13 protein-coding genes and 3 pseudogenes are annotated in these 14,090 nt (G+C 70.7%); all 16 read right to left on the reverse strand.

The features are described from left to right. Window positions 1–92 precede the first annotated feature (92 nt). Window positions 93–511 (reverse strand): annotated as a pseudogene (locus QEG98_RS42175) (NAD(P)-dependent oxidoreductase); the annotation flags it as partial. A 93-nt stretch (window positions 512–604) separates the two neighbouring features. After that, the gene (locus QEG98_RS25315; protein ID WP_316563126.1) at window positions 605–2,335 is read right to left on the reverse strand and encodes a putative ABC exporter domain-containing protein; all 1,731 of its coding nucleotides are present in this window, start codon (window positions 2,333–2,335) and stop codon (window positions 605–607) included. After that, window positions 2,332–3,081: an ABC transporter ATP-binding protein gene (locus QEG98_RS25320; protein WP_316563127.1), complete on the reverse strand. Its 750-nt coding sequence runs from the start codon at window positions 3,079–3,081 to the stop codon at window positions 2,332–2,334. Before QEG98_RS25320 ends, QEG98_RS25315 begins: the two co-directional genes overlap by 4 nt. A gap of 16 nt (window positions 3,082–3,097) precedes the next feature. Continuing rightward, window positions 3,098–3,478 (reverse strand): response regulator, encoded by a 381-nt coding sequence (locus tag QEG98_RS25325; RefSeq protein WP_011554738.1) that lies wholly within the window; start codon window positions 3,476–3,478, stop codon window positions 3,098–3,100. A gap of 41 nt (window positions 3,479–3,519) precedes the next feature. Further along, entirely contained in the window at window positions 3,520–4,554 is a 1,035-nt protein-coding gene (locus QEG98_RS25330; protein WP_316563128.1) for a chemotaxis response regulator protein-glutamate methylesterase, read from the reverse strand. Further along, window positions 4,551–5,423 (reverse strand): CheR family methyltransferase, encoded by an 873-nt coding sequence (locus tag QEG98_RS25335; protein WP_171440873.1) that lies wholly within the window; start codon window positions 5,421–5,423, stop codon window positions 4,551–4,553. Before QEG98_RS25335 ends, QEG98_RS25330 begins: the two co-directional genes overlap by 4 nt. 9 nt (window positions 5,424–5,432) lie before the next feature. Continuing rightward, window positions 5,433–7,411: pseudogene (locus tag QEG98_RS25340) on the reverse strand (HEAT repeat domain-containing protein). Then, entirely contained in the window at window positions 7,408–7,785 is a 378-nt protein-coding gene (locus QEG98_RS25350; protein ID WP_316563130.1) for a hypothetical protein, read from the reverse strand. The pseudogene QEG98_RS25340 and the gene QEG98_RS25350 overlap by 4 nt, the downstream one beginning before the upstream one ends. Window positions 7,786–7,806: 21 nt before the next feature. Continuing rightward, window positions 7,807–8,331: a chemotaxis protein CheW gene (locus QEG98_RS25355; RefSeq protein WP_090495513.1), complete on the reverse strand. Its 525-nt coding sequence runs from the start codon at window positions 8,329–8,331 to the stop codon at window positions 7,807–7,809. Beyond that, complete coding sequence (locus QEG98_RS25360) at window positions 8,328–8,894, reverse strand: chemotaxis protein CheW (RefSeq protein WP_090495514.1); 567 nt, start codon at window positions 8,892–8,894, stop codon at window positions 8,328–8,330. The genes QEG98_RS25355 and QEG98_RS25360 overlap by 4 nt, the downstream gene beginning before the upstream one ends. A 43-nt stretch (window positions 8,895–8,937) precedes the next feature. Beyond that, window positions 8,938–11,509 (reverse strand): annotated as a pseudogene (locus QEG98_RS25365) (chemotaxis protein CheW). Further along, on the reverse strand, window positions 11,506–11,880 hold the full coding sequence (locus QEG98_RS25370; RefSeq protein ID WP_011554746.1) for a response regulator: 375 nt from the start codon (window positions 11,878–11,880) through the stop codon (window positions 11,506–11,508). The pseudogene QEG98_RS25365 and the gene QEG98_RS25370 overlap by 4 nt, the downstream one beginning before the upstream one ends. Window positions 11,881–11,935: 55 nt before the next feature. Next, the gene (locus tag QEG98_RS25375) at window positions 11,936–12,427 is read right to left on the reverse strand and encodes a M17 family peptidase N-terminal domain-containing protein (RefSeq protein ID WP_090495516.1); all 492 of its coding nucleotides are present in this window, start codon (window positions 12,425–12,427) and stop codon (window positions 11,936–11,938) included. Between the two features lie 30 nt (window positions 12,428–12,457). After that, the gene (nusB, locus tag QEG98_RS25380; protein ID WP_011554748.1) at window positions 12,458–12,880 is read right to left on the reverse strand and encodes a transcription antitermination factor NusB; all 423 of its coding nucleotides are present in this window, start codon (window positions 12,878–12,880) and stop codon (window positions 12,458–12,460) included. 3 nt (window positions 12,881–12,883) lie between these two features. Beyond that, window positions 12,884–13,387 carry a 6,7-dimethyl-8-ribityllumazine synthase gene (ribH, locus tag QEG98_RS25385; protein ID WP_020478482.1) on the reverse strand — a complete coding sequence of 168 codons (504 nt, stop codon included), beginning with the start codon at window positions 13,385–13,387 and terminating at the stop codon, window positions 12,884–12,886. Between the two features lie 40 nt (window positions 13,388–13,427). Next, window positions 13,428–14,090, reverse strand: coding sequence for a riboflavin synthase (locus QEG98_RS25390; RefSeq protein WP_316563131.1), 663 nt, complete (start codon window positions 14,088–14,090; stop codon window positions 13,428–13,430).

Here is a 14,090-nt window from a genome sequence, read left to right on the forward strand (position 1 = left end):
TTCACGACGTTGGCCGCCGGGGCTCTGTCACCCAGCACGGTGAGCCCGCGCCCCAGCGCCTCCAGCAGCGGGCGGCAGCGGTCCACGTCCTGCTTCGGACCGGCGGCCACCACCCACAGCTGCTTCGACGCCGCGGCGGTAGGGCGGCCGAACACCGGCGCGGAGAGATACCGCTGGCCGGCGCTCGCATGCGCCTCCGCCAACCGTTCGGAGAGTGCCACGGAGAGCGTGCTCGACGAGACGTGCACCGCGCCCGGCGCCAGTCCCCCCAGGAGGCCGTCCTGGCCGAACACCGCGGAGGTCACGGCCGCATCGTCCGCCAACATGCTGAAGACGACCTCCGCGCCGCGAGCCGCCTCCGCGGGGCTGCGGGCGACGCGCGCCCCTTCTCCTTCAACGGCGCGGCCTTGGACTCGGTGCGGTTCCACACCGTCAACTCGTGCCCCGCAGCCGCCAGGCTCCCCGCCATGGGCAGCCCCATGTTGCCCAGGCCAATGAATCCCACCTTCATGCGCGTCTCCTCTCCGGAAACGGCCCGGATAATCCGCGCCCGGGAGCCCCACCACCGCAAAGCACGCGCACGTCCAGGAGCGAACGGGACGACCTATTCTGGCCGGTCCTCGGAGACATCCAGGCGCTCGAAGGCGTGGCCCAGCGCCATGACGCCCAGCCACACCTCTCCCACCAACACCCCCGCAGCGACGAAGCCCGCCACGGGCAGGGCCCAGGGGCCCAACAGCGTCGACACAGGGAGGCCCACCACGAGCGCCACCAGCCCCGCGGGAATCAACCCCACCAGCATCACCACCAGCGTGCCCACGACAGCCAGCAGGCGCTGGCCCATCGCCTCGATGCCACGTGCCCGCTCGCCTGTGTCCGCCGGCACCCACGAAGGAAAGAGGACCACCGCCGCGTTCTGCACGAAGAGGCCCGACAGCGACACGGCCGGAAGCAGGAACGCCAGCGCCAGCCCTCCTGGCCACCACCAGCCGCCCAGGCGCGACGCCTCCACGCCGGGCCCCAGGACGAGCGCCACCGCCAACAGCGCGAGCTGGAACGAGGCCAGGGCCAGTGAGGATGCCGCCAACTGCGCGCGCACCACCTGCCGTCCTGTCAGTGGCATGGCGCGCAGCAGGTCCAGCTTGGGCAGGTCCATCCGCAGGTCCATGCGGAACGCGCTCGGCCCCACCACCGTCAGCATCACCGACAACGCCAGCGCCACCGGCCCGAGCACCCGCCGCGTGTCCGTGAACAGACGCGTGTCACCCATCATCGCCGCGATGACACCGCCCAGGATGATGAAGGCGAGGAACACCGCGAACCCGCCCCCCATCCGCTTGCGCGCAATCAGGTTCTTCCAGATGAGCGCCACCTCCGGTCGGCCTCGAGGCAGCAGCCGGAATGGAGGGCGGCTCAACGTGAGCGAGCCCACCCGCGTCATCCGCCCCGAGGCCCGCAGCATGCGCTCCCGTGAGCGGGACTCCGCGCGCACCACCGCCGTCTCCTCGAACGGAACTTCGGCCCAGAGCACCCAGCCGTAGTGCGCCGCCATCAGCGCCAACGCCGGTGGCAGGGCCCACAGGAAGTCGTCCACGCTCTGCGCCAGCGCTGGCGCCACCAGCAGCCGGCCCGGCCACAACACAGCCGCCACGCCGGGAGACGCCATCAGCGCCTGCAACCAACCGCGAAGCGCGCGGCCTGACGACAGGTCCTCGGGCACCGGATGCTCTCGCAGCGAGGTGAACACCGCCAGCGCCACGAGCGCCAGGACACCCGCCACCGCGCCCCAACGGACCACCTGGCCCCAGAGGCCCCATGCCGACAGCCGCGTGCGCACGAAGGACGCCGCCGTCGAGTGCAGATAGAGCGTGCCCAGGGCCAGACACGCCCCCACGAAGAAGAGGACGGGATTCGGGCTGATGGTCCTCCCGAGAAACAGCGTGGCGAACAGCGCGCCCAGCGACGTGCCCAGGAGCCCGCGCACCAGCTTGTATTGCAGCAGGGCCCTGCGAGGGACGGGCGCGGGGAAGAGTTGCACCACCTCCGTCTCCGAGAAGGTCAGCGACGGCCGGTCCCGGCCCAGCGCCCACGCGGCGAACAATGTCCCCAGCGCGGAGCCGACCAGCGACAACTCGGCGAACAACCGCACACCTTCGGGCACCGTGCCCACCGACCCACGGAAGTCCAAACGCCGGAAGAAGACGGAATAGAGATACGCCACGCCCACCAGCACGCCCAGGAGGTAGCGCGGCTTGCGCAGCCGCTCCAACTGCCGCCGGATGCGATTGCGCCAGGTCGCGGCCCAGAGGAAGGCCACCGCGCGAGGGAAGCTCACGGCGCCTGCGTTCCCGCGCTGGTGATTCGGACGAAGAGCTCTTCCAGCGAGGCGCGCTCCCCTTCCGCGCCACTCAGTCGCGCGCGGATGTCTTCCAGGCTGCCCAGCACCATGGCCTTGCCGCCCGCGATGACGAGCAGCCGGTGGCACAGCTCCTCCACCAGCGGCAGCAGATGCGAGGACAGCACCAGGGCCGCGCCCTCCTCCGCCCGGCGCCGCAGCGACGCCTTCATCCGCCGGATGCCGATGGGGTCCAGGCCGGTGAGTGGCTCGTCCAGGAGGATGAGCTTTGGCGAATGCAGGAAGCCACAGGCGATGGACAGCTTCTGCTTCATGCCTCGCGACAGCTCGCCCGGCAGGGACTTCTCCTTGCCCGTCAGCTCCATCTCCTCCAGCAGCGCGCGGCCCCGCTCCTCCCAGTCCTCCACGCCGTAGAGCCGCGCCGTGAAGTTCAGGTGCTCCCACACCGTGAGGTATTCGAAGAAGCGCGGCTCGTCCGGCAGGAAGGCCAGCGCGCGCTTCGCATCCACCGGCGTCCGCGACAAGTCATATCCCGCGACCAGGATGCGGCCCGAGCTGGGCGGCAGGATGCCCGCCAGGCACCGCAACGTGGACGTCTTCCCCGCGCCGTTGGGCCCCACCAACCCGAGCACCTCGCCGGGCGCCACCTCGAAGGTGAGCCCCTGCACGGCCTTCACCTCGCCGTACGCCTTCTCCAGGCCCTCCACCCGCAGGACGGAATCCATTCGTGCGCGCTCGCCTTCAGTCCAGCTTCAGCAGGTCCCGAACGGTATCCAGCACGACCTTCGCCTGCACGGGTTTCACCAGGTACGCGCTCGCGCCCAGCTTCATCGCGCGCTCCCGGTCCGCCGCCGCCCCCTCCGTGGTGACGACGATGATGGGGACGTTCCGGTACTCGGTCGCCTGTCGGATGTGGCTGATGAGCTTCAGCCCATCCATCAGCGGCATGTTGATGTCCGTGAGCACCAGGTCGAAGCGGCCCTGCGTCAGCTTCTTCAAGCCCTCGGCGCCGTCCTGGGCCTCGGTACACACCACGCCGGACAGGCGCTGCAACGCGTACATGATGCTGCGCCGCATGGCCTGCGAGTCATCCACCACCAAGGCTCGAATCTGCTGCGTCATGGGCCGGGGACGTTAGCACCCGTGCGCCAGGGGCCGGAGTTTCAGCGCCGCCGCCGCGCCAGGGCCGCGAGCGCCGGGCCGATGTCACCCAGTGGAATCACCCGCTTCACCGCCCCGGTGGCGATGGCCTCCCCCGGCATGCCGAACACCACCGAGGTCTCCTCCGACTGCGCCCAGACCTCGCCGCCAGCGTGGTGCACCGCGCGCGCGCCCTCCGCGCCGTCGGCGCCCATGCCGGTGAGCACCACCCCCAGGGCCTTGGCGCCGAGCACCTGCGCCATGCTGACGAAGAGGCGGTCCACGCTGGGCGCGTACTTGTCCACGGGCGTGGACGGCGGCGTGTGCAGCTCCAGCCGAGAGCCCCGCTCGGCCACCACCATGTGCCGCCCGCCTGGAGCGATGTACACGTGCCCGGGCTGGACCAGGTCTCCGTCACGGGCCTCCGTCACCGAGAAGGGGCCGATGCGGTCCAACCGGTCCGCGAAGGCGCGGGTGAACTGCGGCGGCATGTGCTGGCAGACCAACACGCACGGCGTGGGCTCCACGGCCAGTCCCTCCAGCACCCGCTGCACCGCGGGGGCCCCCGTGGAGGCGCCCACGGCCACCACCAGCGGCGGCTCGCCCGCCACCGCCATGGCGCGAGCCCCTGGCGCCGCGTGCCGGTAACCGGGGCGCACGTGCCGCGCCGCCCGGACCTTCTCCAGCAGTTCCACCCGAAGCGCCTCCATGGCCTCGAACGTCGGGTGCTGCGGCTTGGCGATGAAGTCGAACGCCCCCAGCTCCAGCGCCTTGAAGACATCGGAGCGGTGCGAATAGCTGGAGATGACGATGACGGGCGTGGGCGCCGTACGCATCAGCAGGCGGAGGAATGTGTACCCGCCGAGCTTCGGCATCTCCAGGTCCAGCGTCACCACGTCGGGCTTCAGGTCCACGACCTTCTTCAAGCCCTCTTCGCCATCCGCCGCGCGGTCCACCACTCGCACGTCCGGCTCCGACTCCAACATCGTGGAGAGGGTCCGCCGGTTGTGGGCCGAGTCGTCGATGACCAGTACGGAGATGACGCCCTTGCTGCTCATCGACGCGCTCCTTCGTCCAGCTCCGGCCTCCGGTACACCAGGTCCCCGCGCAGGTGAACGAACTCGAAGTCCGAGCCCAGGTTCAGCAGGTTCTCTGAGTGTCCCAGCAGCAGGTACCCCCCTGGCACCAGCCGGTCCCGAACGATGCGCAGGAACTTCCGGCGTGCCGCCAGGTCGAAGTAGATGAGCACGTTGCGGCAGAACACCACGTCCATGCGTGGCACCAGTTGGCTACCCACCTCGTCCAGCAGGTTGTGGTGGCCAAAGGACACCCAGGCGCGCACTTCGTCCCGGACGCGCACGCGGCTGTTGCCCAGCGAAACGAAGTGGCGTTCCAGCAATTCCGGCGAGGTGGCACGCAGCGCGGAAGGCCCGTACTCCGCTCGCCGCGCCATGGCCAACACGCGCCGGGAGATGTCCGTGCCCAGGACCTCCACGTCCCAGTCGTCGAAGCGGCGGCTGTCCTTGAGGAGCATCGCCAGCGTGTAGGCCTCCTCCCCGGACGAGCACCCCGCGGACCACACCCGCAGGCGCCGCAGCCGCGCGTTGCGCTGCGCCACCACCGGGAGCAGTTCGTCCGTGAAGGCCTTGAGCTGCGTGGGCTCGCGGAAGAAGTACGTCTCGTGAGTGGTGAGGGATTCGACGGCCGCCTCCAGCTCGGCGTGCCGGTTGGCGTCGTAGCGCAGGTAGCGGTGGTACGCGCCGTAGTCCGGCAGCCCCAGCAACTCCAGCCGGGGCCACAGCCGGCGCTCCATCACGAACTTCATGTCCTCGTGCACCAGGATGCCGCAGTGCGAATACACGTGGTCCCGAAGGAGACGGAACTCCTCCGCTGACATCTCCGGACGTCCGTCGTCGAAGCGTGCCATGGAGCCCTCTCAGCGCCGGAGCAGGCGCTCCACGGCATCGGAGAGGGCTCGCAGCGCCAGGGCGTCCGACTCCGCCTCCAGCGCCTCCCGGGCGGCGGACAGACACTCCGGCCCCGCCGAATCTCCCAGCACTCGCGCCGCCGCCGCGCGGACATCCCAGCGCGCATGACGCAGCAGGGACAGCGCCATCGTCACCCCGGCCGACGACTCCGCTCCCGCCACCAGCGCCGCCTTCACCACCTCCACGTCCGGATGCCCCGCGGCCTCCCGCAACACCCCGGGGCCCGCCGCTCCCATCCGCGCCAGGGCCCGCACCGCGGCCACCGCCAGCGCGCCATCCGCATCCCGCGTCAGGGCCACCAGGTCCGGCACCCGGTCCAACGCGCCGCAGTCCCCCGCCGCCTCCACCGCGGCCACCCGCACAGCGGGGTCCTCGTCCCTCAGGACCGGTGACAGCAGCGCGCCCGCGTCAGGTCCGCCCAGTCGCGCCAGGGCCCGCGTGCCCGCGATGCGCACCGGCACGGACTCATCCGCGAGCGCCGCGCGCACCAACTCCCGGCCGACGTCGCCATCCAGCTCACACGCCGCCACCACCGCCGCCGCGCGCCACCGAGGGTCCTCGTCTCGCGCCAGCCGCTTCAACGTGGGCAGAGCCGGCACGCCGCCCACACGGGCCAGGGCGGCGACCGCCGCGGGCGTGGCCCTGCGCGCCACCGCGTCCTCCAACGCCTCCAGCACCGCCGGCCGGCACGACTCCGCCAGCCCCGCCAGGGAGCGCGTCGCCGCACCCGCGAGGGATGGCTCTTCCAGCAGGGCGACGAGCGGCGCCACCGCCGAGGCCGCGCCTGTCCGCCCCAAGGCACGCACCACCACCGCGCGAAGCTCGTCCTCCACCCACTCCAGCAACGCGCACAGCGGCGCCACCGCCGAGGCGTCGACCAGGTCCACCAGCGCTTCGGCCGCGGCAGCCCGCGCCGGCAGGGACAGGTCCGGCAGGCGCTGAAGCAAGGTGCGCCCGCCGTCCGGCCCCAACCTGCCCAGCGTACGCAGCACCTCGCGCAGCAGCCGCGCCTCGCGCGCACACTCCGCCACGGGCACGGCCAGCGACGCCTCGCCCAGCGAGGCCACCGCCACCAACGAGCCCGCGCACACCATGACGTCCTCGGACGCCAGCGCCTCGGTCAGTCGCGGCGTCAGACCGGGCAGGGGCAAGAGCGCCTTCCGCACCACCGCTTCGAGCGCCCCACGCCGCGCGTCCGCGGCACGCGCGGCCTGGGTCCCCAGCGCGGACAGCGCCGCCTCTCGCACCGAGCGCAACTCCGACGTGAGCCCCTGGCAGATGCGCACCGTCGCGTCCGCCTCCGGAAGGAGGCCCAGCATCCGGTAGGCGCTCCGCTGAAGCCGAGGGTCCTCCAGCAAGGCCTTCACCACCGGCAGGGGCGCCGCATGCTGAAGGAGCGTCAGTCCTTCCAGGGCGGACAGGCGGAGCAGCGGCTCCGGCTCGGCCAGCAGCGCCTCCAGCGCGGTGACGGCCTGCGCGCCGCCAATGCGCCCCAGCGCCTCCGCCGCGGAAACACGCACGTTGAGGTCCGCGTCCGACAGCGAACGCACCAGGGGCCCTCCGCGTCGCGCTGCCCCAACTGCCCAAGGATGTCCGCGGCGAACTTGCGCTGGTCCGGGTCCGGATGGGCCAGCAGGTCCACCAACGGGCCCAACGCGACACTGCCCAACCCCGCGAGCGCCTCCGCCGCCGCGTTCCGAGCCCCCGTCTCCCCTCGCTCCCCCAGCACGGAGATGAGCCGGGCCGCGAGCTCGCTCGAGGCGGGCATCCGCTTGAGGGCCTCTGCCGCGACGTGGCGCACGCGCCAGCTCTCGTCATGCAAGCCGACGACGAGAATCTCCAGAACGCCCGCGGTGCACGGGTCCAGCGACTGGAGTGCGAGGTAGCGCGCCTCTTCCTCGACCGGGGACTCGGAGTGGGGGCTCATGTGTCGAAGACCTGGTCAGACCCTGGTTGGAGGTAGAACCAGAGGGCGTAGGCCCCCAGGGCCGTGCCCAGGGGAACATTGGGAATGGCGAGGATGCCCAGCACCAGTGTCAGCGTCCTCGACCACGCTTTGCGATACAGCAGCCCGAAGCCGGTGATGACACCCGGAAACCCCAGCAGCGCCAGGCACCCGCCCACGCCCATGCCCATGGCAACAATCAGCGCCCGTTCCTCGGGCTTCGCGCCTGGCAACATCCCGCCCATCGCCCCGAAGAACAGCATCACTCCCACGGCGATGAGCACCGACAGCCCGTTGATGACGATGAAGAGGATGCCGAGGATTCTTCGGTGCTGCTCCAGTCCTTGATGGCCCACCTCAATCCCCCATGTGTGCGCCTACGTTGTGTTCCTTGAAGACTCGCGCTCCAACTCCACGCGCAGCAATGCCTTGAGGTCCAGCAGCAGCCGGAGCCGGTCCGGTGGTCCACAGACACCGACGACAAAGGGCGTGTGTCCCGCCACCCTCAGCGCGGGCGCGGGCTTGATGTCGCCGCGCCGCACGCGCAGCACCTCCGCCACCCGGTCCACCTTCACCGCCACGCGCCGCGTGCCCAGCTTGCAGACCAGCAGCCGCGTCTTCGGCGTCTCCGGCCCCGGCGTGCCCAGGAGCCGGCACCGCAGGTCCACCACCGGCAGGATGAGGCCGCGCAGGTGGAGCACGCCCTCCACGAACGCCGGGGCGTGGGGGATGGGGGTGATGCGCTGGAGCGGGAGGATTTCCTCCACCCGCATGATGTCCAGCACGTACTCCTCGGCGCCGATGAAGAAGGCACAGAGTTGCACCACCGTGTCCGCGGCCGAGGACACTTCATCCGGGACCGCGTGGGGACGCCGTGACAGCAGGTTGACAGAGTCCTTCATGGGGCGAGCGCCTGTTCCGCGTCCAAGAGGATGTAGAGCATGGGGCCACGCCGGCCCATGCCCACCACGCAATCCCTGTCACCCACGCGCATCCCCGGTGGTGGTGCCTCCAGCATGGACGGCTTGAGCTTCACCACGCCCACCACGCCATCCACCCACACCCCCGCGGGCCCCGTCTCCGTGCGCAGCACGAGGATGCGAGCGCTCCGGGGCGGCGCCGGCGCGTCGGGCCCGGCGACCAGGGGCGCCCGCTCCGCCAGCCGCAGCCGCACCTTGACGTCGTACACGGGCAGCAGCTCACCGCGCAGGTTCATCACCCCCAGGAGTTGAGGCTCGGCGCGGGGAATCTCCGTCAGCGGCGGAACCTTGGAGATTTCACGCACCCCCCGGATGGGGACCGCGTAGCACTCCCCTTCCAGGCGAAAGGCCAGATACTCCTCGGGCACCTCTTCGGGGGCCGCGGGCAATACGCCGTCGCTGCCCGCCGCGAAGTCCTGGAGCCCGGAGACGTCCTCGTCAGGACGGTAGAAGAAGTCGTCGAGCAGTTCCGAGAACCGGGACACAGCGACGCAGGATAGCAGCCGGCGCGCCCGTCCGCAGCGAGGGTCAGGCGCGACGCCGCTCCACGGCCATGCCCTCTTCCAGGAGCGCCGCCACGTCCAGCACCAGGACGGTGCGCCGGTTGCCCAGTTCGGTGGCGCCGGAGATGCCCCGGACGGACTGGAGCCGGCCCCCCAGGGGCTTGGTGACGATGTCCTGCTGACCGTGCAATTCGTCCACGGCGATGCCCAGGCGCTCCTGGGCCAGGCCCACCACCACCACGAAGTGGCGACTCACCGGGCGCTCCGGCAAGGCGAACATGCGAGCCAGCCGCACGAAGGGCAACGTCTGTCCGCGCAGGTCCAGGACCTCGCGCCGCTCCACGGTGCGGATTTCCCTGGGCTGGACGGAGATGATTTCCAGCACGCTGTTGAGCGGCACCGCGTAGGTGCGGCCACTGACGCCCACCAGCAGCGCGCGAATGATGGCCAGCGTGACGGGGAGCGTGAGGTGGAAGGCGGTGCCCTTTCCGCGCTCGCTCCACACGTCGATGATGCCCGACAGGTTGCCCAGGTTGTTCTTCACCACGTCCAGGCCGACGCCCCGGCCGGAGAGCTCGGACACGCTGCGGGCGGTGGAGAAGCCGGGCTGGAAGATGAGGTTGAGCAGCTCCCTCCGGCTCATCTCCTGGGCCTGCGCGAAGGTGATGAGGCCGCGCGTGATGGCCACCTCGCGCACGCGCACCTCGTCGATACCGGAGCCGTCGTCACTCACCTCGATGACGACGTGGTTGCCCTTCTGCTCGGCGCGCAGGCCCACCACCGCGCGCCGGGGCTTGCCCGCGGCCAGACGGGCGTCGGGGGATTCGACGCCGTGGTCGATGGCGTTGCGGATGAGGTGCATCAGCGGGTCGCTGAGTTCCTCGACGATGAGCTTGTCCAGCTCCACCTCGCCGCCGCTGATGGCGAGCTCGATTTCCTTGCCCGCCTCGCGGGTGATGCGTCGCACCAACCGCGCCAGCTTGTCGAACACCTGGCCCACGGGGACCATCCGCGCTTCCAGGAGGCCTTCCTGGAGGGCTTCCAGCTTGCGCTCCAGGCCTCGCGTTTCGCGCGCCAGCTCCTGGCCGAACAGCTTGGAGAGCGCCACCGCGCCGTCCTGCCGCGCGGACTCCGCGAGCCGCTGGAGGTTGGCCTTGATGAGCAGCAGCTCGCCCACCATGTTGATGAGGCCATCCAGGCGACCGATGTCCACCCGCACGGTCTGCGTCAGGGAGCGCAGCGACGTGTCCGCCGTCAGCGCCGCTGGAGTGCTCACGGGGGCGCCGGCCGGTGCCGCTGGGGCCACCGAGAGCCCCTTGGGTGATGCCTTGGCGGCGCCCTGGAGGTAGGCGACGACGGGCACGCTGGAGGGGCCGGGCGCGGGAGTCGGTGAAGACGAGCCGCCGGCATTGGCAGGCACGTCGGCGTCCGACGTGGGCCATTCCAGGGGCCCAGGCTCCGTGTCTTCCGGTACGTGCGGAAGGAGCGGCTGCTGCGCCTCGGGAGGCATCGCGGCGGGCGTCGCGCGCCCCCTTCTTCTTGCCGCCGCCCTTGGGCGACGTCGAATGCCCCGCTGCGGGCAAAGCCTTGGCGTCCGTGGACGTACCCCGGGAGCCGCGCGAGGGCGTTGCGCCCTTCCGCGACGCCTCTGGGGCCGCATCCGTCACGCGGATGGGCACATCAGGTGCCGCGACGCCCCCTGCCGCTGCGTCCTGAGCAGCGCCTGCGTCCCCATCCTGCGTCGCCGCGTCTCCAGGCCGCGTCTCCGACTTCGCGCCCCCGGACGCGCGAATCGTCGCGGCGGGTTGCGCGGCCTGAAGCAGCGCGCTCGTCGCAGCCGCCGCGGCCGGGCGCACCGTCAGCGCGGACAGCTCCGCGGGCGTCCCCTTCAGTCCCGTCTCCAGGGACACACGGTCGACCTGCGCACCGAAAATCAGGTCGAACGCGATGCCATGCGCGCCACCCGGCTGCGCGGACGGCAACGTGCTGATGACCTCGCCCAGCGGCTTGAGCCTCGCGTTGAGCTCCGCCAGTCCCTTGTCGAAGTCGGACAAATCAAAGGCGGCCCGCACGCGCCACAGCGACACACCCCGGCGCACGCTCTCCCGCAGCCGGTGTTCCTCGTACTCCGTGAAGACGGAGCGGACCTGCGCCTCCAGCTCCAACCGGTCCAGCGGGTCGTCCGCAGCCACCTCCGCCGGAGCGCCCATCGACGCCATCCGCGCGGCCATCGCCTCCACGCGGGCGGACAGGCTTTCGCTCTCCGCGCCGCGAGCGGCCTCGCCCAGCAGCGCCTGGAACGCATCCAGCGCTTCAATCAGCGCATCGAGGACCGCGCCGTCCAGCAGCAGCTTCCCCAGCCGAAGCCTGTCGAGCAGGTCCTCCGTCCCATGCGCCAGCCGGGAGATGCGCTCCTGGCCGAACAACCCGGACAACCCCTTGAGCGAATGCGCCGCGCGGAAGATGCCGTTGACCAGGTCCGGGTCCGCCTCGTAGCCCCGACGCTCGTCGAGCACGAGCAGGTCCCTGGCCAGGGCGTCGAGAATCTCCGTCGCCTCGGCCACGAACTCGGCCAGCGCCTTGCTTCCCGGACTCACGGCAGCTTCAGGTAGCGCCGCAGGAGCGCTTCGAGGCTCCCGGGGAGGAAGGGCTTGACCAGATACTCCGCGGCGCCCAGCGCGAGCCCGCGCTCGCGGTCCTGATCGCGCCCCTCCGTGGTGATGATGAAGAGCGGCACTTCGCGGTAGTTGGGGTTCTTCTTGACGAAGTTGATGAGCTCCAGCCCGTTGATGTCAGGCATGTTGATGTCGGTGATGATGAGCTCGAAGCGGTGACGCGGCAGCAGCTTCAGGGCCTCGAAGCCGCTCGAGGTCACCACCACCTCGACGCCCTCCACGGCCTCGACCATCGCGGCGATGTACTCGCGCGATGCTTTCGAGTCCTCGACAATCAACACCTTGACACGCATGTGCGCTCGCCCCGGGCGAGACATGCTAGCAGAAGGCCCGCCCGCCCGCCGAGCGTCAGCCCTTGCGTGCAGGCAGCGACTTGACGAGTCCCTTGTCCGCCAGGACGGCCACCCGTTCGCCCTTGAACGCGGGCAGGAAGCCCTTCTGGAAAGCCGCGGCCCGCGCGGCGTCCTCCACCTGGCCACCGGCGGGCACTTCCAGCGCCACGGACTCCACCCGGGCCTTGGACAGCACCCGTCCCGCTTCAGCCATCGCGTCGTTCAACGTGCCCGCGTCCAGTCGCTGACGCGCGCCCAGCCCCACGACGAAGATACGGGGCACCGCCAGCTTCCCGTCCGAGGGCAGCAGCAGCCAGTCATCCTTCGCGCCCGTGAAGAAGCCGGCCTTGAGCACCCGCGAGAGCGAGCCACACAGCCGCCAGTCCACGAAGCCCGCGGAGGACGGCAGGGGCCGGTCATCCTCGGCGATGAAGAGGCAGAGCGCGTCCACCCCGCCGAGCGTGTCCAGGCCCTCCAATCCGATGTCGTGCGTCGTCGTCTGGCTCACGGCGCGTCCCTCGCGGCTGGCGTCAGCGGCTCACGGCTTGTTCAAGGCGACCGCGACGCGGTCCAGGAGCCCGTTGACGAACGCGCTCGATTCTTCATTGCCGAAGTTCTTGCCCAGCTCCACCGCCTCGTTGATGGACACCTTGCGGGGGATGTCCGGGCGGTACTTCAGCTCGAAGATGCCCAGTCGCAGCACGTTCCGGTCGATGCGCGACATGCGGTCCAGGCGCCAGTTGTGGCTGTGGCGCTCAATGAGCTGGTCGATTTCGTCCCGGTGGGACTGCACACCTTCCACCAGCTCCCGGGCGAACTTCACCGCGTCCGGGTCCCGCTTGTTGCTCTCCTCGGCGGCCGACCAGGCCGACTCCAGCGCCTCCGCCGTCGTCGCGGTGGCCATCTCCAACTGGTAGAGCGCCTGCAGCGCACGCTCACGTCCCGTTCTTCGCGCGCCCATGACCTACGCCTTCCTTCCGTCCGTCGCCGACATCTTCGCGTACAGATTGACCATCTCGATGCAGGCCAGTGTGGCCTCCGCTCCCTTGTTCCCCGCCTTCACGCCCGCCCGGTCGATGGCCTGTTCCACCGTGTCCGTCGTCAGCACGCCAAAAGTCACCGTCGTGGCCGGGGTGGCCGCCGCGGCCTCGAAGGCCACCGCGCCAATGCCCTTGGCGCACTCGCCGGCCACGTAGTCGAAGTGCGGCGTCCCGCCCCGGATGACGGCGCCCAGGGTGATGACGCCCACGTACTGCCGCGTCTCGGTCACGCGCCGGACCAGACCGGGCAGCTCATAGGTTCCGGGGCAGCGGTACACGTCGATGTCCGCGTCGGCCACGCCGTGGCGCACCAGCGTGTCCACGGCGCCCTTGGCCAGCTCCTCGGTGATGAAGCCGTTGAAGCGGGCCACGCAGATGGCGAAGCGGCCCTTGGGGGGTAGAAAGTCACCGTCGAAGTAGCGAGGCATGCCGCGCTTCCTACACCACCCCGGGGCCCGGCGTCGCCTGCTACGGCGTGCCAAACCCCGCAGCCGCGATGGCCGCCGCCGTCAGCCCGCCACCTCCTCCGGGAACCCCCTGGCCCCGCTGGAGCGCGAACAGCCGCGCCACGTACTTCCCTATCTGGTCCGCCTCCAGGTTCACCTTCGACCCCACCCCCCGCGCCTTCAAGGTGGTGCGCTCCTGCGTCTCCGGGATGAGCTGCACCCGGAACCGGTCCGCCTCCACCGTGTTGACGGTGAGGCTGATGCCGTCGATGGCCACCGAGCCCTTCTCGATGAAGTACGGCGCCAGTTCCTCCGGCAGCCGGAACCCCATCACCCAGGAGCCTCCCTCCGGGTACGTCTCCAGCACCTCACTGACGGCGTCCACGTGGCCAGAGACCAGGTGCCCGCCCAGCCGGTCCCCCAGCGCCAGGGCCCGCTCCAGGTTCACCTGGTCTCCGGGCTTCACGGAGCCCAGCGTCGTCCGGCGCAGCGTCTCCGGCGCGGCCTGCACGCGGAAGCTGTCGCCGGTGCGCTCCACCACCGTGAGGCAGGCGCCGTTGACGGCAATCGACTCGCCCAGTTCGAAGGCCGCCGCGCCCAGCGCGGTGTGAATCCACAGGTCGGTCATCCCGCCGGGAATGACGCGCTCCACCCTGCCAAGGTCCTGAATGAGGCCGGTAAACAT

The organism is Myxococcus sp. MxC21-1, assembly GCF_032612255.1.
GTDB classification, from domain to species: Bacteria; Myxococcota; Myxococcia; order Myxococcales; family Myxococcaceae; genus Myxococcus; species Myxococcus virescens.

Bases quoted from the DNA above. Each gene is read 5' to 3' on its own strand.
- nusB (WP_011554748.1), bottom strand. From the start codon at position 12,880: ATGGGCGCGCGAAGAACGGGACGTGAGCGTGCGCTGCAGGCGCTCTAC.
- QEG98_RS25390 (WP_316563131.1), bottom strand. From the start codon at position 14,090: ATGTTTACCGGCCTCATTCAGGACCTTGGCAGGGTGGAGCGCGTCATT.
- ribH (WP_020478482.1), bottom strand. From the start codon at position 13,387: ATGCCTCGCTACTTCGACGGTGACTTTCTACCCCCCAAGGGCCGCTTC.
- QEG98_RS25370 (WP_011554746.1), bottom strand. From the start codon at position 11,880: ATGCGTGTCAAGGTGTTGATTGTCGAGGACTCGAAAGCATCGCGCGAG.
- QEG98_RS25355 (WP_090495513.1), bottom strand. From the start codon at position 8,331: ATGAAGGACTCTGTCAACCTGCTGTCACGGCGTCCCCACGCGGTCCCG.
- QEG98_RS25330 (WP_316563128.1), bottom strand. From the start codon at position 4,554: ATGAGCAGCAAGGGCGTCATCTCCGTACTGGTCATCGACGACTCGGCC.
- QEG98_RS25325 (WP_011554738.1), bottom strand. From the start codon at position 3,478: ATGACGCAGCAGATTCGAGCCTTGGTGGTGGATGACTCGCAGGCCATG.
- QEG98_RS25320 (WP_316563127.1), bottom strand. From the start codon at position 3,081: ATGGATTCCGTCCTGCGGGTGGAGGGCCTGGAGAAGGCGTACGGCGAG.
- QEG98_RS25335 (WP_171440873.1), bottom strand. From the start codon at position 5,423: ATGGCACGCTTCGACGACGGACGTCCGGAGATGTCAGCGGAGGAGTTC.